We start from the raw sequence: 21,577 nt of genomic DNA on the forward strand, positions 1-21,577 counted from the left end.
GCGGGGCTGCTTTTTCTGTTTTCAAATGATTGTGGAAATCAAAAAGTGACCGGCCGCCCGGTTCCAGAAAGGAGAAAGGATGATAGCAGCGAACACTTCCTATAAGCAAAATGGTGTGCCGGTGTCGATTCCGAGCGGTTCGTATGGCATTGCCCATTTGACGGTTCACCAATATGAATACCCCAAAGGACATCCCTGCCATAACTGCCCTTATACCCTGCGCACCTCTGTCCCGTCCTGTATGTTCCCTGAACGAAGGGATGGCGGCTGTCTATGGTACGATCTGAAAAAACAGCGGCGCCCTCCGCTGCCTGCGGTTTACCCCAAAAATCAGGCGGCGGCAGAGCGCATTTTTGCTTTCATTGAAATTCTCAAAGATGTGATGAAGCGAAAAGGTTATCAGGAAAGGAGGAAACCGATTGCGAAGTAAAACCGATTTTTACAGGCTGTTCTTTGAGCAGCTTGCCCGGCGCGGCTTTGATGTAAAGCGGTCCCAATCTTCCGATTACATCGCTGATATTTATTTCAAGAACCAGCTTGTGGCCTATTTCTCCAAAGCCGATACGGTGATCCAGAACCCCTTTGTCACAGTCAAGGACAAACTCATTCGCCTTATCAACGATACGGCCCAGGACACAGCGAACAAAGCGGGTATCTGCCGCGACTGTCCTTATACTGACGCCAATGAGAAACTTCCCAATGGCTCTTATAAGCTGGCAGAATACAATGGCGTGACTCTCGCCTGCAAGGAACATCATCTGTTTGGCTATGTGTTCTCCACCTACCGCACCGCCCCGGATTCCGGCGAAATGATGGCCCGCCAGATTTTTTACAACAAGGAATTTGCAGGACAGGATTTTGCCAAACGGAGCGGTTTAGTGGATGAACGTGCGCTGTTCACCGAAGAAGAACTCCGGGTCCTTCATGCGGGTTTGGTCAAAATGAGCATACTCGATCAGGATGTTTCCAACGAAGCCCGTGAATCTGTGGAACGGATTCTTGACAAAATCGAGGACATTATCCCGGAGCTGCGGGAGCAGGAAATGGAGTTTGACTTTGATATGGAGTTCGGCCAGCAGGAAGAAATGGAGATTGGAGGATAGCAAGCATGAGCAGCAAGAGAAATCAGACCATCGCTATCGCCCGTTTCCTGATGTATAAATACGGGCTGAACCAGCAGCTTGAGGGCATGACGGACGAAGAATACCTGGCGCATCCCATTGGCTTGGATGTGGGGCAATATGTAGCCGACCTGATGAAATACTGCCCGGAGCATATCGTCGATCAGGTCATGGAACATCAGGATGCTCTTTTGCGGCGCCTGGGTACGGATTACCTCACCGTCATAGCTTATATGCCTTATGAGGAAGATGGAGGGACAAAGTATGCGTGATGGACGCCCGAATCCCGATATTTGGGGAAACATCATCACTTGCGGAGAAATCGCCGTGGGTATTTATGAGATCGTCGGCACAAAAAAACGAGGGCTGGAAGTGCCGAAGGCCGTTGCCGAAGAAATCTTGCCGGAGTCTGTGCTGGAACAGGCTGCGCAGGACGGTGAGAACCTTTGTTTTACCGACCCTGTTTCCAACGCCATCGTTGCGGACGCTCTGCTGGAACAGGAACTTGTTACTGATCCGCAGGCGGCGGCCCGCCTGGACGCAATCCGGCAGCTTGATGATGTGACCTATGATACGGCCTTTGAACCGCCTGTTTCAGACTATGAGCTGGACGGGCTGGACTTGGAAAGATAGGAGTTTGCAATGAAAATCCTGGATTTCGATCTGGAAGGAAGTCACTTCATCATCGAAGCAGACATTTCGCCGCGCCAAGAGGCGGATGATATGGAGTGTCAATGGCTCCGGTACGACTTTGATAACACGCAGGTTTATAAAGAAACGGATGGCGTTGTTTCGCCGTTCCAAATTACAGCCGTCGCCTGGGCTGGCTATCAACTGACTGCCGATCATGCGTTGAAAGATGTGATCGGACGAATTTCCCGCAATGAAACCGGTAAGCTGACCGTGCATTATGTCTGCCCTGAACTTCAAGAGTTTTTTGATGAACTCAAAAAGTATCCGGCAATCAACGGGGAACGAACGATTCCATATTTCATTTTTCACGACGGCGACATTGCAAGACTGGCCTATGCAACCAATGAGTTTCTGTATTACGAGGACAGTAACTATATGCCGCTGATGTTCCGTACCGTTGACGGTACTCTTGTTTCCGATAATGAATTTGCCGATATGGGCCTTTATGAATCCGAGGAAAATGTTGAGAACGGCACAGAACACATTTTGCCGTTCACAGATTACGGTTCCGATGCGGAAAGCGCCTGTGATTTAGAGGACGAGGAAGATCTGGAAATTTGAAGCTCAGAGGTTTGGGGCTATGTCCCGTCGCCGGTGGGCAGTTTTCAGCGACTTTTGCACCGTCCGTCTGTTGGGTGGATGGGCTTAATTGGGAAAGGTAGGTGTTACTTTGAGGCTGGTCTATATTTCTTCCCCTTTGCGGGGAGATATGGAAAAAAACATGGAAAAGGCAAAGGACTACTGTGCTTATGCGGCATCCTGCGGCGTGATTCCTTTGGCGCCGCACACGATTTTCACGCAATATCTGAATGACACAGTGCCGGAGCAGCGGGAACAGGGCCTGCGAATGGGTCACGAACTGCTGGAACGCTGCGATGAACTCTGGGTTATGGGTGATACCATCTCTCAGGGGATGAAGGACGAAATCGGTCTGGCTACTTTTCTGCAACTCCCGATTCTCTATGTATCTGACGATATGGTGAAGAATCAGACAATGATCCGCCAGTTGGATCGCCCTCTGGACATAAATGACTGCATCCCCGACAGTAGCCAGTACAACTACGAAAATCAATTTCTGGTTCTCAAGCCTGGGGTGAGCAGCAAGGGCGAGGACATGACTGCCGACGACTCCATCTGGTATGCCCGTGACGGTTTTGGATGTATTTATGGAGCCAGAGGTCAGGCCGTGTATGCAGAAAGCTTGTTGACCGGCAAATACATTCATTGGGAACGACATGACTTCTGTGGTATTGTCAAGCCGGAAAGTTTGAAAGAATGGCTTCTGGATAAGCCGGTCAGAAATGAGGCTGCCGAAGAACTCACCAAGTTTGTCACCCCTGAACTTATCAGCGCAGCCAAACAGAACCATACTGCCTGCGGCTATCCTTTTCTGATCGGGTATACCCCTACGGAGGGCGGCCTGCATGAAGCGTTCTGCCTGGACCCCGATCCGGTCAATCTTGCATCTTTTATTGTGAAAATGGGGAAAGAGCGCGGCGACCTGATGATTTGTACTCCGTTGGATACACCGTTTTTGAACACCTTCGGGACATTCATTGACCGCTGCGAGGATCAGGACTTTTTGCAAAAGCATCTATTGCCGGTCCTGGTTCCCATGCAGATGGGCGAAATGGAACCGCAGGAAATCAAGCTGACCGAGGATCAAGACAATGAAGCGTTTCTGGATGATTTTGCGGTTGAGGATGATATGGAATTATGAAAACAAAGCCTAAACTGATGGTATGTGCGCTGATCTTCGTTTCTGGCGCAATTCTCAATCTATTTTTCTCCACAGCGGTTCATGGCCTGCTGACAAGAGAGATTACCCGGCTGTCGCTTCTCCCTATCGGGGACTGCCTTGCCAGTCTGTTTTCCAACCGCCAGCACATGATGTTGTATCTGTGCCTGCAAGGGTTTGTGAGTGTGCTGGCGGTAATGTTCTTTCTTACCAACATGAGGCCGTATGAATCAGACCTGGACACGATCACCCCGGAGATTCAGACACCCAGAGCCGTGGGCCAATACCAGCACGGTTCGGCCCGGTGGATGACCGACTCCGAGAAGGACAAAGCATTTGATAGCTATATTCTTGACCCGCACAATCCAACGATCCGGCAGCTCTTAGATACCGGATACGATGGTTTGGATTTTCTCAAAGAAAAATAAGGAGGCGATAAATTGAAGTTGAACCTTCATCCCAAAGGTATTCCCAAGCAGGAACCTTTGGGAGCGGATACTCCGCTGAAAAAAGGCGGCGTGGTGGTAGGTATGCGAAAGGAGGGCGATAAAGAAAAAATCTATTTTGTCGGTGATGACTGCCACCTGCTCTGCGTTGGCGCCACTCGCTCCGGTAAATCAAGGTGTCTGGTTTTGGAAAGTATCTGCCTTTTGGGACTTGCTGGTGAATCCATCTTCTGCTCCGATCCCAAAGCCGAATTGTTCCACTACACCGCTGACTTCCTAAAAAAGTTGAGCTATGAGGTTTTGGTGCTGGACTTCAAAAACCCTGAAAAGAGTATGCGCTACAATCTGCTCCAGCCCATCATTGACGCCATCAACGAGGGCGACACCGACCGGGCAGAAATGCTGGCCTGGGACTTGACGAACAATCTGGTTGGTAAGCCGGAGGGCGAAAAGATTTGGACAAACGGCGAATGTTCCATCATAGCGGCCGCCATTCTTTGCGTGGTGTGTGATAACCAAAAACGACCGGAATTTCAGAACATGACCAATGTGTATTGGTTCATCTCGGAAATGTGCCGCACCATCGGAAATAAGATGCCGCTGTTGGAGTATGTCAAGAAACTCTCTCCATCCCACCCGGCACGGGCGCTTCTGTCCATTTCCGATGTGGCTCCGTCCCGCACCAGAGGCAGCTTCTACACCTCTGCTCTGACCACCCTGCGGCTGTTCACCTCGAAGTCCATCTATGCTATCACTCATACCAGCGATTTTACCCTTGCGGATATGGGCAGTAAAAAGCAGGCGTTGTTCGTAATCCTGCCCGACGAGAAAACCACCTTTTACCCCATTGCTTCTCTCATTGTGTCGCAGCAATATGAACTTTTGGCAGAGGCGGCAGACCGGCGCGGCGGGCGCCTGGAACGCCGTGTCAACTTCATCCTTGACGAGTATGGCAACTTTACTCCCATCAGTGACATGACCAACAAACTGACCGTGGCGGCTGGCCGTGGGATGCGATATGCGCTGTTTGTGCAGGGCTTTGACCAACTGAAAGAAAAGTACAGCGACAATATCGCCAACACAATCAAGGGCAACTGTCAGGTGTGGGCATACCTGCAAAGTGATGACCCGGAAACGCTGCGGGAGATGTCCGACAAACTCGGCAGCTACACCACATCCAGTTACCAGCTTTCGGCCAGTAACGGCAAATACACAACCCCCTCTAACTCCCAGAGCGTCAGTCTGACCGAGAGAAAACTGCTCAATACCGATGAGGTCCGGCGCGTCAAGCGTCCCCACCAAATCATCACCAGCCGCGACCACCCCGCTATGATGTATGCGCCCGACCTTTCTCAGTGGATATTCAACAAGATGTTGGGGTTGGGTGACATGGAGCATAACCGCAGGCTGCGGGAAAAACGGGAACAGAAACGGCCAATCATCACCGACACGAAACAGGAAATCGCATTGTGGAACATCTGGATTTACTACCAGAAAGACATCATGCGCCGCCTTGCACAGCAAAAGGGCGCTATGGGCGGCGGCCTTGATGATGATTAACTCATAGGAGGTCTTGAATGAAAGAGAAAATCAACCAGACGGCGGGCAGGCTGAAACAGACTGTCCGGGCGGCAGGTGCTGGAATCGCCACACTTGCCGCCTCTTTTTTTATGTCCGCACCGGCTTATGCGGCTGGGGTGCAGGACAGCCAGATCGTCAAGGGAACCGAGCAGTTGATCGGTGATGTGACAACTTGGTTGATGGTGCTGGCGCCGGTTGTGGCCGGTCTGCTTATCATCTATTTCTGTATCCGGCGCGGCATGGCTGACGAGATGGATCAGAAAAAGTGGAACAACCGCATTGTGGTGGCGGTGGTGTCCTGCATTGGCGCCGTACTCGGTTCCGCCACCCTGAACCTGATTCTCGGCTACTACCAGTAAGCTGGGATACATTCCGTAGTACAGGCGATTTCCGCGCCTTACTAAATAAATCACTTTATTAACAGGAGGAAAAAACTATGGCTAACTTCATCCGCAACACTCAGGTTAAGGCTATGACTTCTATCTGGACTGCCAAGCAGAAGGCCCGTGAGCTGGCCGACCGCACGGCGACGGCGCTGACCGACCGCACCGGTCAGGGAACGCTGGATGTGGCAATCACTGTGCTGATCTCTATCGTCCTGGGCGCCCTGATCCTGGCCGGTCTGTACCTGATCGTGGACGACACCGTGCTGCCCACCATCACCCAGCGCATCAAGGATATGTTCAACTACGGCGGCTGATCGGAACAAGCAGCGGCGGGGCCACCGGCCCCGCCCTAATTTTTAACAGGAGGTTTTTCAATGGAGTTCAAAGCGGAAATCAAAAAGACTTTTACCGGTCCCGACAAACTGCGGGCGGTGTGCAGCGTGATCCTGGATGACTGCTTTCTGGTGAAGAATGTGCGGGTTGTCGAGGGCGAAAAGGGGCTGTTCGTGTCCCTGCCCAGCCGCCGGAATGTCAAGGGCGAGTGGGTGGAGCATTGCTTCCCCATGACGAAGGAGCTGCGGGCGAAACTCTCCGCTGCCGTACTGGAAGCGTATGAGGCTGCCGTGCAGAACGAAGCCGCCGCCGTGTCCTGATTGCCCGCCATATTCCAATCCCTATTGGGGGCGGCCGAGTGCCGCCCCCAGAAAGGAGGTGGTTGCTGATTGGAATATATCTTAGTGCTGCTGATCGTGGCCCTGCTGAATGGAGCAATCGCCTATATTGATGGGCTGATGGAAGGGATTATCCCCCTTACCCTGTATGCAGAGCAGTATATGTCCACTTTGGCTGGGGTCGATCTATTTCAGTCCCTGTTCGACATTGTGTTCGGCTTTGGTGTGTCCCTGATTGTGCTGAAGTTCCTGAAAAAAGGCTTTGAAACCTATGTGCTGTGGTCAGACGGGGATGCCGACGAGGAGCCTATTGCCATTCTCACAAACTTCTTCAAGGCAATGGCCGTGGCAATCTGTTTTCCCACCATGTATGACTGGCTCGCCACGATTGTAGAGGAAATGAGCAACAAAATGTTGGAGGCTATCGGCCTTGCCACCGCTTACGATTGGGCGGGCTGGGTATCCGGCATTTCGACAATGGGACTTGTGACGGCTATCTTTGGCCTGGTATTTGTCATCGTCTATTTCATTCTTTATTTCCAATTCCTGATGCGCGGGCTTGAAATCCTGATTTTGCGAGTGGGTATTCCGTTGGCCTGCGTAGGTCTGATTGACAACGACAAAGGCGTGTTCAAGCCCTACATGAGCAAGTTCTTCCAGTCTGCGCTCTCTGTGGTGATTCAGGTTTCTCTTGCGAAATTGGGGGTTGGCCTGATGATGAATATGCACATTTTCTGGGGCGTGGCCTGTATGATTCTTGCGGTTCGGACACCGAAGTTCCTTCAGGACTTCCTCATTACGACCGGTGGCGGTGGCGGCGGTGCCATTGTCAACAACGCATACCATTCTGTGCGGCTGGTGCAGATGGTCAAGGGCATGGGAAAGTGAGGTGATGGCCGATGGTGACAATGGACGATATTTCAAATGCCATCATCCTGCTCGTGCGAGTTGGTGCGGTAGCCCGTTTTATCTACTGCCTGGTACGCTTGACCGCAGCCGAGGAACAGGCGGCGCAGTACAAAAAGCGCGCCCGTAACACGGTGATCTTCTACATCATCGCAGAATCCATCTGGCAGATCAAAGACATGATTCTGTACTACTATTCCTGACAGGAGGTGCAAATGGACGAAGATCTGAAACTTTACATTCCTCTGGGCGTAAAGCCGGAGGCCGAGCTGTTTACCGGTTTCGGGAAAAAGCAACTTTTTCAATCCATTGTGGGGTCCCTGGTGATGGGCGGCATAGCGGCGCTGGCCTGGCTCTTTACCGGGAATGTGACCACCACCGTTATCCTGGCTCTGGCCGGTATCTTTGGCTCTGTGATGATGACTACCAAAGACCAGAGCAATTTGTCCGTGGTGGATCAGGTGCAAAATCTGATCCGCTTTTTACGCGGACAGAAAATCTACCCGTATCGTTACGGGGATGAATGGGGGCTTGAGTGATGTACGCAACCATTCCGGTCTACTACCCCTCGCTGGAGGAAGCCGCCCGAAAGGATGAAGCGGCTCTCTGGTGTGACAGCTACAACATCAATATGTCCTGCCGCAACTTCATTCAGGATAAGGCCATGACTGCCTTCAATACCCGTGAACTGGACGCCTTTATCGAAGAATTAGTGCGCTGTTATGGAACAGAGCGGGCGATGTATGTGCTGTCCCGTACCATCCAGTTTTCCGATTGGGACGCGCGGTTCGATCAGGCCGTGCTTGACCGAGCGGGCAAAACGGACTTCCCCGACACAAGAGAGCCGAGGGAGGCACATCAGGTAGACCCGACCACCCGATATGTCACGGAGATTGATCCGTGTGTTGTAAATGCCGTCTTTGTGAAGCTGATGGAGCTTGAGGACGAACAGGAAGAAACCAACCACATGAATGAAATCGAGCAAGATGAGCTTGACGAGGATATGACGGCAGAACTGTGAGGCTGCCGATGGAGCAGATGACATTCCTGGATTTCTTCGCAGGCATCGGCGGTTTCCGCAAGGGCTTTGAGCTATGCGGGATGCGCTGTGTGGGGCATTGTGAGATTGATAAGTATGCCGACCGCAGTTACAGAGCCATTCATGATGTAAAGGAGGATGAATGGTATGCAGCCGACATCACAAAAGTCGCCCCCGCAGATCTCCCCAGAGCAGACCTGTGGGCAGGAGGATTCCCGTGTCAAGATATTTCGGTCGCTGGCCGCCAGCGAGGGCTTGACGGAGCAAGAAGTGGACTCTTTTTTACACTTGCTCAACTCATCAAAGGCCAAAGTCCTGAAAATCGACCCACATGGATTGTCCTTGAAAATGTTAAGAATCTCCTATCCATTCATGGAGGATGGGACTTTGCGACCGTTCTCGATACGCTGGCCTCACTCGGCTATCATGTCGAGTACGGACTGCTCAATACAAAGTATTTCGGCCCCCCTCAAAATCGTGAGCGAGTGTTCATTGTCGCTTGCCGACATCCTGGAGCCGGACGCAGACCCAAAATATTTCCTGTCCCCGCAGGCAGTGGCAAAGCTCTTATCCAACTCATAGGGGGGATACAAGGGAAACGGGTGTATGACACAACAGGTATCAGCTGCACATTGACCTCGGAAGGCGGCGGATTTGGGGTAAAGACTGGCCTGTACTTTATTGACCTCTGCAATGGCAATCCCAAACTGACCGATCATGCCCGTTGTATCAAAGCCAAGTATAACAGCGGCATTACCAACCGTGGCGGAGACAATTCCGGTGTTCTGATCTCTCCCGCAGGGATGGACAAGGATGCGATTTTGTCCTTTGTGGACATTTGCACTGGAAAGGCGAAACTTACCAAAGAAGCCCGTTGCATTCTCTCCGCCTATAACCGCACCATCAGTAATTGGGGCGGCAGTTCCGGGGTGTTCTATGGCTGCCGTGCTGTCGTGACCCCGGATCGGGAAGAAAAACGGCAAAACGGACGGAGAATCAAGAACTGCGGAGAGCCGTCCTTCACCATTACGGCGCAGGATCGGCATGGGGTGCTATTTCAGGACTGCGATGAGTGTCCCTACGGTATGCAGATTCGAGAAGCAACAAAGAAAGGCTATGATATTGCCCGCTGCGGCGACAGCATCAACCTCTCTTTCCCAGAGAGCAAGACACGGCGTGGACGGGTTGGCAAAGACCTTGCCACGACGCTGGAAACCTCTTGCAATCAAGGCACGGCGTTTGCCGGGTGCGGCCTGATCCGCAGGCTGACGCCCCGTGAGTGCTGGCGGCTGCAAGGCTTTACGGACGAGATGTTTGATAAGGCGCGGGCGGTCAACAGCGACAATCAACTATACCGGCAAGCCGGTAATTCCGTGACGGTTCCTGTAATCTACGCCATCGGGAAGCAAATCCTTGCTGCACAGAAGGCGTTGGAATGTGGAGAATAAAATGTTTCAGAAAAATTGGAACCCGTGGCCTATTATCATCGGCATGGCGGTCGCAATGACCGCCATCGCCGTATTCTATCGACAAATCCTGTGATGGAGGTGATTCATGCTGGAAACTGACACATTAAAAGAGAAACTGGAAATGGAAATCCATCGCTTTGCACGACCGCCGGAGGGACTTCCTTCCGGCGATCCGTATTTTGAGCAGCTTCAGACCATGCTCGCAATCCGAGATGAACTGGAAAATATTCCGCTGTGTGATATTCAGCGGAATATGCTGCTTTCGATGGAAAATGTATTGGAATCGGCATGGTCGTTCCGCAACACCCCCGTCCCGGATCGCTGCATGAACCCGAACAATATCAGCGAAGTGGTGTACTACTTCCTTCAGGACAAAGGCACCGAGTACCGGGGCGACCTGCTCTATGAACGGGCCAAAGCGGAATTTGACGCCCGTATGGAAGAACTCACCGCTCTGCCGCCCAAAGAAATTCTTGACCACGCTTACGAGAAAATCATCAAAGAAGATTTCCTCTGCCATCTGGAGGAAGGGTTGGACGAGTGGGAAACGGACGCTCTGTTGTCTTATCCGCAGCCTTTGGCGGCTCTCTACACAGAATGGATGGGAGCCGATTACTCCTGCCTGGACATAGACAGAATCCAAAGCACGGTCAAGCAAGTGGCGGGAAAACGGCTAAACGAACTTCGCCACCATGAGTTTGACATCAACGGTGAGCCACCTGCGGAATTGCGGTACTTCTATGATTTGCATAGCGAGATACTGGACAACCCGGATTTGGAGTGGGTTGGTGATATGGAGCCATGAATCCGCTGATTGTTAAAGGCGTGGTATTCGGGTTGCTGTTGGCTTGTGCTGCGCTCTGGGATATGAAAGAACGAGAAATTCCCAATCTGATTCCTGCCATGATTTTAGTCTGTGGCTTGATAGAGCTGCGCCCCGCCGCTTCTGTGGCGGGGCTTCTTGTTACGGGAGGCCCGTACCTGTTGGCCGCATTGCTGACACATGGGAAAGCCCTTGCCATTGGCGGCGGGGACATTAAGCTGATGGGGGCTTGCGGCTTTGTCCTGGGAGTGTGGCCTGGTCTGCTGCACAGCATTTTATCTCTGTTCCTGGCCGTGCTTACAGGGGTAATGCTGTTTGGGTTTCGCAGGCAGGACTTTTCTTCCATCCGGCTACCCCTTGCCCCGTTCTTCTGCATTGGCGGCGTAACTGCTTATTGGCTTGCGGCTGCGGCCGCTGTAATTTGAACAAATGGAGGTATCAACTTGAACAAGAATATTTTCAGGAACCGGACGATCATCGGTGCGGTTTGCATCCTGCTGGCCGTTCTGGTTTGTTTTGGCATCACGCCCCTTTTCAATGCGGGTTTGAAGGCCCAGACCGAAGCGGTACGGGTAAAAGCCGAGGTGATTCCCCGTGGTACTTATATCACGGCGGATATGGTTGAGGTCTACACCAGAGGCGCATCCGGTATGCCCGACAGCATTGCCACATCGCTTGACGAGGTAGTTGGCCGATATACCGATGTGGAACTTCGCAAGAATACGGATGTAAACACCGGCTGGCTTTCTTCTGAACCACTGACTCAGTACGAGTACCTGACCAAGCTGGACGGTTCCAAAGTGGCGATCTCCGTTACCATTCCCACCTTTGCCAAAGGTGGTTCCGGCAAGGTGGAAGCTGGTGACATCATCATGCTCTTTGCAACCGATAAGGACACAGGAGAAACCACCCAGCCCCCGGAACTCAAGTATGTAGAGGTCCTGGCCGCAACACAGAGTTCCGGCGCCGACAAGGAATATCAGGCGCCCCAGGATGACGAGGAAGAAAATCCCGAAGAATCGCTCCCGTCCACCATTACCCTGCTGGTAAATACCGAACAGGCACAACTCCTTGCGCATTTGGAGGAATCCAACAGTCTGCACCTGGCGTTTGTGTACCGTGGAACCCGTGAGAACGCCGAAAAGTTCCTGGCAGCTCAGGATCAGTTCTTTGTGGAGCCGGAGGAAGATACCGCAGCTCAGGATGGCGAACAGGGTGAGGTATCCGATGATAACAATGTGGCCGACAACACCGGTGATAATGCGGCCGGCAATGAACCCGCAGAGGAACAGGAGGTTGAGAATACCGATGGCGAATAAGCAGAAACAGATGCTTGCTGTGTGGGGCAGCCCTGGGGGCGGGAAAACCGTAACTGCGGTCAAACTGGCCCTGGAATTGTCCAAGCGGAAGAAAAATGTGGTGCTGGTGTTTACCGATGTGACGGCGCCCACGCTTCCGGCTGTGGTCAGCGAGAAGAAACTGCCGGATGTGTCCGTAGGCGAACTGCTGGCGGCTCCCGGAATGACGCAGGAACAGGTTCTCAAGACCTGTGTTCCCTGTGAGAAAAACCCCTATATCAGCTTTCTGGGCTACAAGGCCGGTGAAAATGTCTTTACCCATGCGGAGTACAGCAAGGAAAAGGCGGTGGATATGCTGGTTCTGCTGCGGCACATCGCAGACTATGTGATTGTGGACTGCACCAGCCTTTTGACCGGCAATGTGCTGGCGACCACCGCACTGGAGGTGGCGGATGATGTGCTGCGGGTGTGCAGCTGTGACCTGAAGGCCATCTCCTACTTCTCGTCCTATCTGTCGCTGGTTGCTGACAGAAAGTTCAAACCGGAACAGCACATCAAGGTGCTGTCCAACACGCGCCCTTATCAGGGTGGCAGCGAATACGAGAACTCCTTTGGCGGTGTGAAATACCGGCTGCCGTATCTTCCTTCGTTGGAGGAACAGGCGGCGACGCTGAAACTGCTGGAACCGCTTTCCGGTAAAGAGGCCAAGACCTATGAGCCGGTCATTGCCGCTATTGCCGGGGAGGTGTTCGGAGATGGCAAGTAATATTGACCTGTTCTTCAATACCAGCAGGAACAAGCGGACATTTCCCGAAGTGCTGGCGGAGATTCAGGAATATCTTGCCAGCAAGTATTCGACCCTGATTACCGACAACCCGGAGGAACAGCACCAGCAGATCACCGCATACATCGCAAAGTATCTCAACGATTACAGTCTGGGCGTTGAGGGCATGAGCCATGAGGAACTGATCGACAAACTCTATACGGAAATGGCTGAGTTCTCCTTCTTGACGCCCTATCTTTTCGCAAATGATGTGGAGGAAATTAACATCAATTCGTGGAAAGATGTGAAAATCACTTATGCGGACGGGCGTGTGGTTCCCACCAAAGATCGGTTCCAGACCCCACAGCACGCTGTTGATGTAATTCGCAGACTCCTTCATAAGTCCGGCATGATTCTGGATAACAGTCAGCCGGGTGTGGTGGGCCATCTCTCCAATAAAATCCGTATCACGGTTCTGGGCAATCCGCTCACGGACAAAGAAAAAGGTGTGGCTGCATCCATTCGTATCGTGAATCCCAAGAAGTTGAGCCGTGATGATTTCATTGGCTACGGGACAGCCACCGCCGAAATGCTGGACTTTCTGGCCGAAGTTCTCCGGTTCGGTTTGTCCATCTGTGTGACTGGTTCCACCGGCAGCGGTAAAACCACGCTGATGAGCTGGATTCTCTCCACCATTCCCAACGAAAAGAGAATCTTCACCATTGAAAATGGGTGCCGCGAATTTGACCTTGTGAAAGAGAACGCCGAAGGAAATGTCATCAACAATGTAGTCCATACCGTTACCCGTTTTTCTGACGATCCCAAGCAGAACTACGATCAGGAGCGCCTTTTGGAGTTTGCCCTGACCTGTAACCCGGACATTGTGTGTGTCGGTGAGATGAAATCGGCCGAGGCTTTCGCCGCACAGGAGGCGGCCCGCACCGGCCACGCAGTTATCACCACCACCCATGCCAATAGCTGCAAAGCAACCTATTACCGCATGGTGACGCTGTGTACTCAGAAATACGACATGGGCGATAAGACCCTGTATAACCTGGTGACAGAAGCGTTTCCTATCGTTCTGTTTGTGAAGAAGCTAGAGGACAACAGCCGCCGCGTCATGGAGATCACTGAATGTGAGATTCTGGAGGACGGCACCCGGCAGCTCCACACCCTCTACCGCTATCATGTGTCGGAAACCTCTATCCAAGATGGCAAGGTAAAGGTGCATGGCGAGTTTCAAAAGGTATCCACGATCTCGGCCAGCCTGCAAAAGCGGCTTTTGGAAAACGGTATGCCGCCCCGTCTGCTGGAGCGTATCGCTGGTGGCGGTGTAAAACTGGATACTGGAAAGGAGGAAACTGCGTGATTGTATTGATTTTGCTGGCCTTTGTCGGGATGCTGACCGGCATCTTCTTGATTCTGGGCATGACCCCCTTTACATTTGCGGAGGAACTGACCAAGCCGCTTTCTGGGCGGCAACAGCCGATTTCCAAGCGAATCCAGCAGGTCAACCACCCCAAAGAGCCGAAGGGCATCCGTAAAACCGTGCTGGAAGCACGGGAGATGTTGATTCTCACCGGAAAGGGTGGGAAGTTTGCCGCCATTTGTGCTTTCTCTCTGTTCCTGGCGGCAATGGGTGCTGTGATCTGTATTGTGATTCAGAACTACTTTATGCTGCCGGTTTTGGCGGCCGGGATGGGCTTGCTCCCGTTCTGGTATGTCCTGTTCACCTCTCACAGCTATAAAAAGCTGATGAACAACGAGATTGAAACCGGACTGTCTATCATCACAAGTTCCTATCTGCGCAGCGAGAGCATGATAACCGCTGTGGAAGAAAACATTCATTACCTGAACCCGCCTGTGGCAGATGTGTTCCGGGGCTTCTTGGCCGAAACCAATATGATAAGCGCCGATGTGAAACAGGCACTCTCCAACATGAAGCCCAAACTGGACAACTATGTGTTTCGGGAATGGGTGGATGCCGCTATCGCCTGTCAGGACGATAAGAGCCTGAAAAGCACGCTCACCCCGATCATCGGGAAACTCTCGGATATGCGGATTGTTGCGGCGGAACTGGACTACCTGCTTTATGAGCCTTTCAAGGAATTTATCACAATGGCGTTCCTGCTCATTGGCAACATCCCATTGTTATACTTCCTGAATAAAGACTGGTACGATGTGCTTGTAAATACGGGCTTTGGCAAAGGGATTCTGGCGGTGTGTCTGCTGGTGCTGCTGATCTCGTTTGCGGCGGTGATCCGGCTCACCAAGCCCGTAGAATACAAGCGTTGATCTCGTCAGGAGGTGATACCATCGAGAGTGCTACCGATCTCCCTGCGGGATGCCAATGCGTTTGTTCTGGCGCATCACCGGCACAGTGGGCAGGTGCGCGGCTGTAAATTCTGTGTAGCTGTCGTAGATGATTTGGACGCCGTTCATGGAGTTGCGATTGTTGGGCGCCCCGTTGCCCGCCGACTGGATGATGGGAAAACAGCGGAAGTGACCCGGCTTTGCACCGATGGTATTGCCAACGGGTGCAGCTTCCTTTACAGCCGGTGCGCCCGGATTGCGAAACTGATGGGCTATCAGAAAATCATCACCTACACCCTGGCAACCGAAAACGGAGCCAGCCTGCGAGCTTCCGGCTGGCAATGTGCGCCGGGACTGCGAGGCGGCGGGAACTGGAATGTGCCGGGGCGCCCCAGAGCCGACAGCCGCAACACCGGCCCCAAACGGCTCTATTACAAAGAATTGAGGTGACGCGAGTTTTGTATCTCATTTTGCTATGCTTTGGGACGCTCTTTGGCCTGGGAGCGTTCTTTTTGTTGGCCGGACTGCTCCGGCTGCCGACTTCCGCAAGCACAAAGGCGGTTCTGACCGTGACGAGCCGTGGAAAGTCACAGAAAGGCAGCATCAATGCTGTCCTGTTCGATATGGCCGCACGGCTCTCTCCGCTGGTACATCTGGACGGCTATAAGCGGAAGAAGCTGGAGGCACAGTTGAAATCCGCCGAAATTAAAATGTCCCCGGAAACCTATATTGCGGCGGCCTGGGTAAAGGCTGGTCTGATTGCTCTGCTGATAATTCCGGCCCTTCTGATTTTCCCGATCCTTGCGCCGGTCATTGTGTTTCTGGCGGTGGCAGTTTACTTCAAAGAGCAGAAACGAGCGGACGAGATCGTTCAACAGCGCCGGGAAGAAATCGAAGCCGAGCTGCCCAGATTTGTAAACACCATTGAACAGGAACTCAGGGCATCCCGTGATGTGCTGAACATCCTGAAATCCTACCAGAGAAACGCTGGTCATGCCATGAAGCGGGAACTGGAAATCACGATTGCGGATATGGCATCCGGCAACGAGGAAAACGCACTCACCCGCATGGAGAGCCGGATTGGAAGTACCATGCTGTCCGATGTGGTGCGCGGCTTGATCTCGGTCAAGCGCGGTGACAACGGTATCATGTATTTCCAGATGCTTTCTATGACCTTTAAGCAGTTGGAACTTCAAAAACTGAAACTGGAAGCCATGAAGCAGCCGGGAAAAATGCGTAAGTATTCCTTTATGCTGCTGGGCTGTTTCCTGCTGATGTATCTGGGTGTCCTGGGCTATGTGGTGTTGGAAGCCTTTGGCGAACTGTTCTAAAGGAGGTGGAGAAACCGTGAAACGACTTCTGAAGGACAAACGGGGCGAGGGCTTTGTGGATGTGTGTGTCCTGGTTCTGGCGATTGCAATGGTTCTGGCTTTGGTGGTCCGCATTGCACCGGTATTCGTGGCAAAGCAGAACCTTGATGTCTTTGCAGACGAATTAGTTCGGACAGCAGAAATCAATGGGCAGGTTGGCTCTGCCACAAACGCAAAAGCAGCGGATTTGCGGGAGCAAACCGGACTCGACCCCAATATCTCATGGAGCGACACCGGAAAAATCCAGCTCGGCAACGAGGTGGAAGTGACCCTCACAACCACCGTCAATATTGGGCTGTTCGGTGAGTTTGCATCCTTTCCTGTCACTCTGACGGCAAAGGCCAGCGGGACTTCGGAGGTGTATTGGAAGTGAAGAAAATTCAAGAAGTCCTGAAAAACAAATCCGGGCAAGGCGTACCGATGATTTTGGCCGTTGTCCTCTGCTGCCTGATTCTGGCCTGTGTGACCTTTGAGTATATGCGCTTGATGATCGTTGCGCAGGGGGTGCGTGATTCTGTCCAGTCCGCCATTGTAGATGTGGCCACCGAGAATTGGGATGAAGCCTATGCCGGTTTGCGTGAGGGTTACTCCGGTGGCTATCAACTTGCCGGTTCGTCCTGGTCACAGAATGTTACCAGCGGCAATGTATACGCCCGCCTGCAAGATGTTTTGGGCATTGAATACGAGGGCGGGCAGTATGTAAAGTACAGCGGCGAGAATTTGGAGTATCGACTGTACGACCTGCACCTGGATGTAGAAAATGCTCCGCTGGCCCCGTCTGTGCCGGATGGCATTACGCAGCTCAATGTCACAGGGACAATCACTGTTGATGTGCCGCTTTCCTTTGGGTTCGGGCATCTGCCCCCCATGCAGATCACCATGAAACTCAACGCCAAATATGTTCCCAGGTTTTAATTTTGTGTATTTCGCCCTGCCGCTTTTCCATAGCGCAAAAAAATATTTGGCAGGAATCACACCTGGACGCCGTATTTGTGCAAATGGTATAATGATGGCGAGAAATATCACCATCATTTTAATATAAAATCACCGTACAAGGAGGTTTTCAAATGAGTGCAAAAAACAAGAAGCTGTTGGCCGTTCTTGGCGCAGCCACCGTTGTGGTAATTGTGATTGCCGCAGTGCTGCTGGGCAAGGGAGGGCAGACCACAACCGTTGATCCGGCATCCACCCCCTCGGATGTATCTGCCGAGGATGTGGATAGCAGCAATACCCCGGACAGCAGCTCCAGCGAACCGCTGGTAGTGGTGCCGGACACCTCTAAACCCGAAGCGACTGACAGCCAGAACCAGACCGATGCTGTTTTGAATGTGGAGGAAGAAGATCAGGTAGACGTTAACCTGACCGACAGTGAAAAGAAACCCGAAACCACTCCGCCCCCGGCGCCTTCTCAGGAGGAACAGCAGGCGGCCAGCGAAAAGGATGAGCCGATTGTGCATGAGCCGGACAGCAACCAACCCCAGACCGGCGACACACAGGGCGGTTCCATCTATCTGGAGGGCTTTGGCTGGATCACCGACGAGGGCGGCGGCTCCGTCCAGCACAACATTGACTCTGATGGAGATATAAATAAACAGGTCGGCAACATGGGCTGATAACAAGCCCGGAGAGTACGGTAGCGATACCGTACTCTTTTTTTGTTCTCAACTAATTTGATTGGAGGTGCGTTTTTGAAGCGGATATTTGTGATACTGCTCACATTTGTGCTGCTGTTGGGTATCTGTCCTATGAGCGCCCTGGCAGAAACCGGAGGAAGCGGAAACGTGGATGGCGGTGGCGGCGATATGGGGCAAGGAACCTCGCAGAACTCCTGGAACCCTGGTATGGATGGTGTACGAATTACTGTGGTTGATGCAGAATCCGGTCAGCCTGTGTCGTCCTCTTTTGATCTGACTAATAAAACTCCATCTATCAAGATTCATTTTGGGAAAGTCAGTAAAATTCAATATGCAAATGGGGCAAGTATTTCTCCTACCACGGGGAATTACGACTACTACACCCCCGCAACCCCTATGCCGAGGATCGTCAGCAGTGGCAGCCAGAATGCCAGCATTGAAGCAATCAAGAAATACTTCTGCTCCGAGTATGCGGTAAAACTGGTGGCGCAGCAGACCGGAATCGCATACGAGGAACTGATTGGCGGACAGTACAAGCTGTTTTTGGAGCCAATCGCCTATTTTAAGCACAACGGAATTATGATGGCCATGACTGCCCATGAAGCCGCGCTCTATGATAATCAGGCAGGCGGGTCCTTGCGTAAGACAATGACGAGTTTGACCCATAAAAACCTGCCGCTGGCTATGTTCCTGGAATATGCGGATATGGGATTTCCGGCCTATACAGGGGCTACCAATAAGACCTGTTCCAACGATACTATTATCACCTATCTGGGTATGGGTATTGTATGGTTTACCGACCCGCCCGAACAGCCGGAGCCAACCGACTATGACTACGAGTATCGTGTGGATACAGATGTCATCACGCCGGTAACGCTTTATGCGGGATCGGAGATCAATCCTGATAGCCCTGCTACGGTATCCTTTAGTATCAACGGCAGCACCTACCGGATGAACAATATTGTGATTCCATCGGGAGATAGTCAGATTGCCTGGGTAAAGTGGCATACACCGTCGGAGCCGCAGGATATTACCATCTATGTCAGCACTAACAAAGGTTCGTTAAGCCAAAGCACCATTCACGCAAAGGTGGTAGATCTCTCCGGCAACGACCCGCCCGATCCGAAAGCCACCGATACAATGGGAAGCTGGTCGGCCAGCAGCATTCCCAGCCGAGAAACCAAGACCTATGCAGCATGGAGTGTCTGGTGGGCGAAATGGCACCCCTATTGGGTGTGGCACAGCACAGGGAAAAACACAGGATATTGGGTAGACGATGGATGGTATGATTACTTCCGGGACAATTACTCGGCCAGCATGACCGCCACCACCCGAATCGAGCCGGACGAAAAGGTTCCCACCGCTTCGGGCGATTTGATGAAATCAGGCTATGGCGTAACAAACACTGTAACGGCAACCGTCAGCACCTCTGCCCCGCTATCGCACTATACCTACGGGCAGACAGCCGTATCCTACTTCCCGGAGTTTGGCTATGGAACCTACTGGCGGCTGTTGGAGCGGCTCACCAGCGGAACAACGGCGCGGTTCCAGTTTGCCAAAAACATTTACAGCACCTATAACCAGCGGGTGCATTTTTCGCCGGTTTGGTTCCCGGACGGGAGCTACACAGTCAATACTCATGTGATGGATATTTGGACGCCTGCGGGGATGCTTGCCATGAATCTCACCGATGATGTAACGATCAGCGGCTCCCTCTATGATGATTGGCATATCGCACCGGGCAATCCGTAAAGAAAAGGAGAATGGATATGAACGACAACAGAATGATTCGGATTATGGTGTTTGAACCTGGGCGGGCGCCTTATACGACCATGCTGGAGGATTCTCTGGAACACCGGCAGGAACTTGTGGGCGGGGACATTGAGTGTATTCCTCTGCCCTGCGAAACGGTTCTCTGCTGCAATGCGTCCGGGAAACTGACAGGTCTGCCGGAGAACCGACAGTACGGGCCGGATATCCTTCACGGAACTTTTTTCCTCTATTGCGATACCCCGGAAGGACGGGGCGTTTCTTTGACCGATGAACAGATTGCCGTGTATCAGGAGTATTTTCCGCAGCCGGTCCCCGCAGCGGTATCCTTTGAAGTACGGTCCGCCGCCGACATGAAAGAGTTTATGAACCTCATGTTCGGCAAGGGATGGGACATGGACACCGGAGCCGGAGAGGATATGGAGGCAAGCCGATGAGCAAAATGTTTTCGGTGGTGACTCTGGATGCCTCCCACTCTCTGATGACGGAGCATTTTGTCCCCGGTAGCCCTGATGGGCTGGATGAACTGCTGGACTGTGATGAAATCTCTGAGGTTCTTGCCGAATGGCCCCCTGGGGGATACCATCGAAGCGAAAATTCAGACCTATCTCTATGGAGATGGCGAAACCGTGCGCGCTGACGAGGAGGATTTGGCTTTCTTCCGAGAGCATTTTGACGAGCTGGACGCCAGCGATGCCCTGGACTGCATCTCAGACCACAGCTTTTCTTTTGAATCGGACGAGTTGGATTTTGGGTACGGCGAAGAAAGCGAAGATGAAGAAGATTTGGAACTATAAGACACGGCTCTGCTGAAAAGCAGGGCCTATTTTTATGGCAAAGAAAGCGAGGTCGATAAATTGCTTTTGCCGATTATTATGATCTGCGTCTGTGCGCTGCTGGGCGGTGGGACGCTGATTTTTCTGAAGTTGTCGGCCAAACACAAAAAATCGAAGAACAAGGACAAGGAAGAACTGGCCCAGATCACCGCCAATGAGTTTGTGAATGTGAAAGATATTCGGGGGAACTTCCTCTATACCCGTGACAATCTGGCTCTGGCGTATCTGAAGATCTACCCGATCAGCACAGAACTGTTCAGCAAAAACGAAAAGCGGCTGATTGCCAAGCAGCTTACGGTGAGCCTGTCCAGCGCACAGTACCCGTTTCAGCTTCTTGCTGTATCCCGCCCGGTAGATATTTCTCCGCTGTTGTCGGAGCTGTCTGCCACACTCACTTCTTCTTCCGATGTGAAGCAAAAGGAACTGCTGAAGCAGGAAATCGTGGAAATGGGCGCCTTTGCTCTTTCCGGCGAGGTTGTGGAACGGCAATTCTACATCAAGATTTGGGATAGGGTAAGCGATGGCGTTGAGCGCGATCTGCTTCAGAAGCTCAAGCTGCTCGGCGGATATTTTTCGGACAGCGGCATTCAGACCGAGATTTTAGAGCAGCAGGATATTGTCCGGCTGTGCAACCTGGTCAACAACCCCGCCTATGTGCATTTGGAGGATTCCGGCATCAATGCTGCGATCCCGATTTTGGAAAGTGTAGGTGTTGCCTAA

Annotated in this window: 31 protein-coding genes; all 31 read left to right on the plus strand. The window is 52.3% G+C overall.

What is annotated here, in order from left to right; translation table 11 throughout:
• Window positions 1–79 precede the first annotated feature (79 nt).
• The 31 genes from B5G03_RS01360 (at window position 80) to B5G03_RS01510 (ending at window position 21,577) form a co-directional block, all read left to right on the plus strand.
• Window positions 80–430, plus strand: a complete 351-nt coding sequence (locus B5G03_RS01360) for a hypothetical protein (protein WP_087180015.1) — start codon at window positions 80–82, stop codon at window positions 428–430.
• On the plus strand, window positions 420–1,103 hold the full coding sequence (locus B5G03_RS01365) for a hypothetical protein (RefSeq protein WP_055180676.1): 684 nt from the start codon (window positions 420–422) through the stop codon (window positions 1,101–1,103). The genes B5G03_RS01360 and B5G03_RS01365 overlap by 11 nt, the downstream gene beginning before the upstream one ends.
• A 5-nt stretch (window positions 1,104–1,108) precedes the next feature.
• Window positions 1,109–1,393 (plus strand): aldo-keto reductase family protein, encoded by a 285-nt coding sequence (locus B5G03_RS01370; RefSeq protein WP_087180016.1) that lies wholly within the window; start codon window positions 1,109–1,111, stop codon window positions 1,391–1,393.
• Window positions 1,386–1,754 (plus strand): hypothetical protein, encoded by a 369-nt coding sequence (locus tag B5G03_RS01375; RefSeq protein WP_087180017.1) that lies wholly within the window; start codon window positions 1,386–1,388, stop codon window positions 1,752–1,754. The genes B5G03_RS01370 and B5G03_RS01375 overlap by 8 nt, the downstream gene beginning before the upstream one ends.
• 9 nt (window positions 1,755–1,763) lie before the next feature.
• The gene (locus B5G03_RS01380) at window positions 1,764–2,375 is read left to right on the plus strand and encodes a hypothetical protein (protein ID WP_087180018.1); all 612 of its coding nucleotides are present in this window, start codon (window positions 1,764–1,766) and stop codon (window positions 2,373–2,375) included.
• Window positions 2,376–2,484: 109 nt separating this feature from the next.
• Window positions 2,485–3,534, plus strand: coding sequence for a DUF7768 domain-containing protein (locus B5G03_RS01385; RefSeq protein WP_087180019.1), 1,050 nt, complete (start codon window positions 2,485–2,487; stop codon window positions 3,532–3,534).
• Window positions 3,531–3,980 carry a hypothetical protein gene (locus B5G03_RS01390; protein WP_025544408.1) on the plus strand — a complete coding sequence of 150 codons (450 nt, stop codon included), beginning with the start codon at window positions 3,531–3,533 and terminating at the stop codon, window positions 3,978–3,980. The genes B5G03_RS01385 and B5G03_RS01390 overlap by 4 nt, the downstream gene beginning before the upstream one ends.
• A 12-nt stretch (window positions 3,981–3,992) precedes the next feature.
• A complete protein-coding gene (locus B5G03_RS01395; protein WP_087180020.1) occupies window positions 3,993–5,558 on the plus strand; it encodes a VirD4-like conjugal transfer protein, CD1115 family in 1,566 nt (521 codons plus the stop codon).
• Between the two features lie 17 nt (window positions 5,559–5,575).
• Window positions 5,576–5,938 (plus strand): Mbov_0395 family pilin-like conjugal transfer protein, encoded by a 363-nt coding sequence (locus B5G03_RS01400; protein WP_087180021.1) that lies wholly within the window; start codon window positions 5,576–5,578, stop codon window positions 5,936–5,938.
• A gap of 77 nt (window positions 5,939–6,015) precedes the next feature.
• Window positions 6,016–6,279, plus strand: a complete 264-nt coding sequence (locus tag B5G03_RS01405) for a DUF6133 family protein (RefSeq protein ID WP_021632266.1) — start codon at window positions 6,016–6,018, stop codon at window positions 6,277–6,279.
• Between the two features lie 60 nt (window positions 6,280–6,339).
• Window positions 6,340–6,618 carry a SpoVG family protein gene (locus tag B5G03_RS01410; RefSeq protein WP_021632267.1) on the plus strand — a complete coding sequence of 93 codons (279 nt, stop codon included), beginning with the start codon at window positions 6,340–6,342 and terminating at the stop codon, window positions 6,616–6,618.
• 69 nt (window positions 6,619–6,687) lie between these two features.
• Window positions 6,688–7,524: a conjugal transfer protein TrbL family protein gene (locus B5G03_RS01415; RefSeq protein WP_021632268.1), complete on the plus strand. Its 837-nt coding sequence runs from the start codon at window positions 6,688–6,690 to the stop codon at window positions 7,522–7,524.
• Between the two features lie 11 nt (window positions 7,525–7,535).
• Window positions 7,536–7,745, plus strand: coding sequence for a mercury transporter (locus B5G03_RS01420; RefSeq protein WP_087180022.1), 210 nt, complete (start codon window positions 7,536–7,538; stop codon window positions 7,743–7,745).
• A gap of 12 nt (window positions 7,746–7,757) precedes the next feature.
• On the plus strand, window positions 7,758–8,081 hold the full coding sequence (locus tag B5G03_RS01425) for a hypothetical protein (protein ID WP_006354129.1): 324 nt from the start codon (window positions 7,758–7,760) through the stop codon (window positions 8,079–8,081).
• Complete coding sequence (locus tag B5G03_RS01430; protein WP_025544401.1) at window positions 8,081–8,563, plus strand: DUF3849 domain-containing protein; 483 nt, start codon at window positions 8,081–8,083, stop codon at window positions 8,561–8,563. The genes B5G03_RS01425 and B5G03_RS01430 overlap by 1 nt, the downstream gene beginning before the upstream one ends.
• Before the next feature lie 8 nt (window positions 8,564–8,571).
• Window positions 8,572–10,029, plus strand: a complete 1,458-nt coding sequence (locus B5G03_RS01435) for a DNA cytosine methyltransferase (RefSeq protein WP_087180023.1) — start codon at window positions 8,572–8,574, stop codon at window positions 10,027–10,029.
• 106 nt (window positions 10,030–10,135) lie between these two features.
• On the plus strand, window positions 10,136–10,855 hold the full coding sequence (locus B5G03_RS01440; protein WP_087180024.1) for a DUF3848 domain-containing protein: 720 nt from the start codon (window positions 10,136–10,138) through the stop codon (window positions 10,853–10,855).
• Entirely contained in the window at window positions 10,852–11,298 is a 447-nt protein-coding gene (locus tag B5G03_RS01445; RefSeq protein WP_087180025.1) for a prepilin peptidase, read from the plus strand. Before B5G03_RS01440 ends, B5G03_RS01445 begins: the two co-directional genes overlap by 4 nt.
• Window positions 11,299–11,316: 18 nt before the next feature.
• On the plus strand, window positions 11,317–12,192 hold the full coding sequence (gene cpaB, locus B5G03_RS01450; RefSeq protein ID WP_087180026.1) for a Flp pilus assembly protein CpaB: 876 nt from the start codon (window positions 11,317–11,319) through the stop codon (window positions 12,190–12,192).
• Window positions 12,182–12,937 (plus strand): AAA family ATPase, encoded by a 756-nt coding sequence (locus tag B5G03_RS01455; protein WP_025544398.1) that lies wholly within the window; start codon window positions 12,182–12,184, stop codon window positions 12,935–12,937. The genes cpaB and B5G03_RS01455 overlap by 11 nt, the downstream gene beginning before the upstream one ends.
• The gene (locus B5G03_RS01460) at window positions 12,927–14,303 is read left to right on the plus strand and encodes a CpaF/VirB11 family protein (RefSeq protein WP_087180027.1); all 1,377 of its coding nucleotides are present in this window, start codon (window positions 12,927–12,929) and stop codon (window positions 14,301–14,303) included. Before B5G03_RS01455 ends, B5G03_RS01460 begins: the two co-directional genes overlap by 11 nt.
• Entirely contained in the window at window positions 14,300–15,229 is a 930-nt protein-coding gene (locus B5G03_RS01465) for a type II secretion system F family protein (protein WP_006354137.1), read from the plus strand. The genes B5G03_RS01460 and B5G03_RS01465 overlap by 4 nt, the downstream gene beginning before the upstream one ends.
• Window positions 15,230–15,256: 27 nt before the next feature.
• Window positions 15,257–15,697 (plus strand): XF1762 family protein, encoded by a 441-nt coding sequence (locus B5G03_RS18060; protein ID WP_006354138.1) that lies wholly within the window; start codon window positions 15,257–15,259, stop codon window positions 15,695–15,697.
• 8 nt (window positions 15,698–15,705) lie between these two features.
• Complete coding sequence (locus B5G03_RS01475; RefSeq protein WP_025543792.1) at window positions 15,706–16,578, plus strand: type II secretion system F family protein; 873 nt, start codon at window positions 15,706–15,708, stop codon at window positions 16,576–16,578.
• A 16-nt stretch (window positions 16,579–16,594) separates the two neighbouring features.
• Window positions 16,595–16,990 carry a DUF4320 family protein gene (locus B5G03_RS01480; protein WP_025543793.1) on the plus strand — a complete coding sequence of 132 codons (396 nt, stop codon included), beginning with the start codon at window positions 16,595–16,597 and terminating at the stop codon, window positions 16,988–16,990.
• Entirely contained in the window at window positions 16,987–17,532 is a 546-nt protein-coding gene (locus B5G03_RS01485) for a hypothetical protein (RefSeq protein WP_055180701.1), read from the plus strand. The genes B5G03_RS01480 and B5G03_RS01485 overlap by 4 nt, the downstream gene beginning before the upstream one ends.
• 152 nt (window positions 17,533–17,684) lie before the next feature.
• Window positions 17,685–18,230: a DUF6550 family protein gene (locus tag B5G03_RS01490; protein WP_087180028.1), complete on the plus strand. Its 546-nt coding sequence runs from the start codon at window positions 17,685–17,687 to the stop codon at window positions 18,228–18,230.
• Window positions 18,231–18,305: 75 nt separating this feature from the next.
• Entirely contained in the window at window positions 18,306–20,003 is a 1,698-nt protein-coding gene (locus B5G03_RS01495) for a DUF8193 domain-containing protein (RefSeq protein WP_087180029.1), read from the plus strand.
• Between the two features lie 17 nt (window positions 20,004–20,020).
• Window positions 20,021–20,458, plus strand: a complete 438-nt coding sequence (locus tag B5G03_RS01500) for a DUF3846 domain-containing protein (protein ID WP_242962249.1) — start codon at window positions 20,021–20,023, stop codon at window positions 20,456–20,458.
• 120 nt (window positions 20,459–20,578) lie between these two features.
• Window positions 20,579–20,818 (plus strand): hypothetical protein, encoded by a 240-nt coding sequence (locus B5G03_RS01505; RefSeq protein WP_140401612.1) that lies wholly within the window; start codon window positions 20,579–20,581, stop codon window positions 20,816–20,818.
• Window positions 20,819–20,878: 60 nt separating this feature from the next.
• On the plus strand, window positions 20,879–21,577 hold the full coding sequence (locus B5G03_RS01510) for a hypothetical protein (protein ID WP_025543798.1): 699 nt from the start codon (window positions 20,879–20,881) through the stop codon (window positions 21,575–21,577).

Source organism: Gemmiger sp. An50, assembly GCF_002161595.1.
In the GTDB taxonomy this organism is placed as follows: Bacteria; Bacillota; Clostridia; order Oscillospirales; family Ruminococcaceae; genus Allofournierella.

Excerpts from the sequence above, each read along its gene's own strand:
- B5G03_RS01360 (WP_087180015.1), top strand. The coding sequence starts at position 80 with ATGATAGCAGCGAACACTTCCTATAAGCAAAATGGTGTGCCGGTGTCG.
- B5G03_RS01370 (WP_087180016.1), top strand. The coding sequence starts at position 1,109 with ATGAGCAGCAAGAGAAATCAGACCATCGCTATCGCCCGTTTCCTGATG.
- B5G03_RS01375 (WP_087180017.1), top strand. The coding sequence starts at position 1,386 with ATGCGTGATGGACGCCCGAATCCCGATATTTGGGGAAACATCATCACT.
- B5G03_RS01380 (WP_087180018.1), top strand. The coding sequence starts at position 1,764 with ATGAAAATCCTGGATTTCGATCTGGAAGGAAGTCACTTCATCATCGAA.
- B5G03_RS01390 (WP_025544408.1), top strand. The coding sequence starts at position 3,531 with ATGAAAACAAAGCCTAAACTGATGGTATGTGCGCTGATCTTCGTTTCT.
- B5G03_RS01400 (WP_087180021.1), top strand. The coding sequence starts at position 5,576 with ATGAAAGAGAAAATCAACCAGACGGCGGGCAGGCTGAAACAGACTGTC.
- B5G03_RS01405 (WP_021632266.1), top strand. The coding sequence starts at position 6,016 with ATGGCTAACTTCATCCGCAACACTCAGGTTAAGGCTATGACTTCTATC.
- B5G03_RS01410 (WP_021632267.1), top strand. The coding sequence starts at position 6,340 with ATGGAGTTCAAAGCGGAAATCAAAAAGACTTTTACCGGTCCCGACAAA.
- B5G03_RS01420 (WP_087180022.1), top strand. The coding sequence starts at position 7,536 with ATGGTGACAATGGACGATATTTCAAATGCCATCATCCTGCTCGTGCGA.
- B5G03_RS01425 (WP_006354129.1), top strand. The coding sequence starts at position 7,758 with ATGGACGAAGATCTGAAACTTTACATTCCTCTGGGCGTAAAGCCGGAG.
- B5G03_RS01430 (WP_025544401.1), top strand. The coding sequence starts at position 8,081 with ATGTACGCAACCATTCCGGTCTACTACCCCTCGCTGGAGGAAGCCGCC.
- B5G03_RS01435 (WP_087180023.1), top strand. The coding sequence starts at position 8,572 with ATGGAGCAGATGACATTCCTGGATTTCTTCGCAGGCATCGGCGGTTTC.
- B5G03_RS01440 (WP_087180024.1), top strand. The coding sequence starts at position 10,136 with ATGCTGGAAACTGACACATTAAAAGAGAAACTGGAAATGGAAATCCAT.
- B5G03_RS01445 (WP_087180025.1), top strand. The coding sequence starts at position 10,852 with ATGAATCCGCTGATTGTTAAAGGCGTGGTATTCGGGTTGCTGTTGGCT.
- B5G03_RS01455 (WP_025544398.1), top strand. The coding sequence starts at position 12,182 with ATGGCGAATAAGCAGAAACAGATGCTTGCTGTGTGGGGCAGCCCTGGG.
- B5G03_RS01460 (WP_087180027.1), top strand. The coding sequence starts at position 12,927 with ATGGCAAGTAATATTGACCTGTTCTTCAATACCAGCAGGAACAAGCGG.
- B5G03_RS01490 (WP_087180028.1), top strand. The coding sequence starts at position 17,685 with ATGAGTGCAAAAAACAAGAAGCTGTTGGCCGTTCTTGGCGCAGCCACC.
- B5G03_RS01500 (WP_242962249.1), top strand. The coding sequence starts at position 20,021 with ATGAACGACAACAGAATGATTCGGATTATGGTGTTTGAACCTGGGCGG.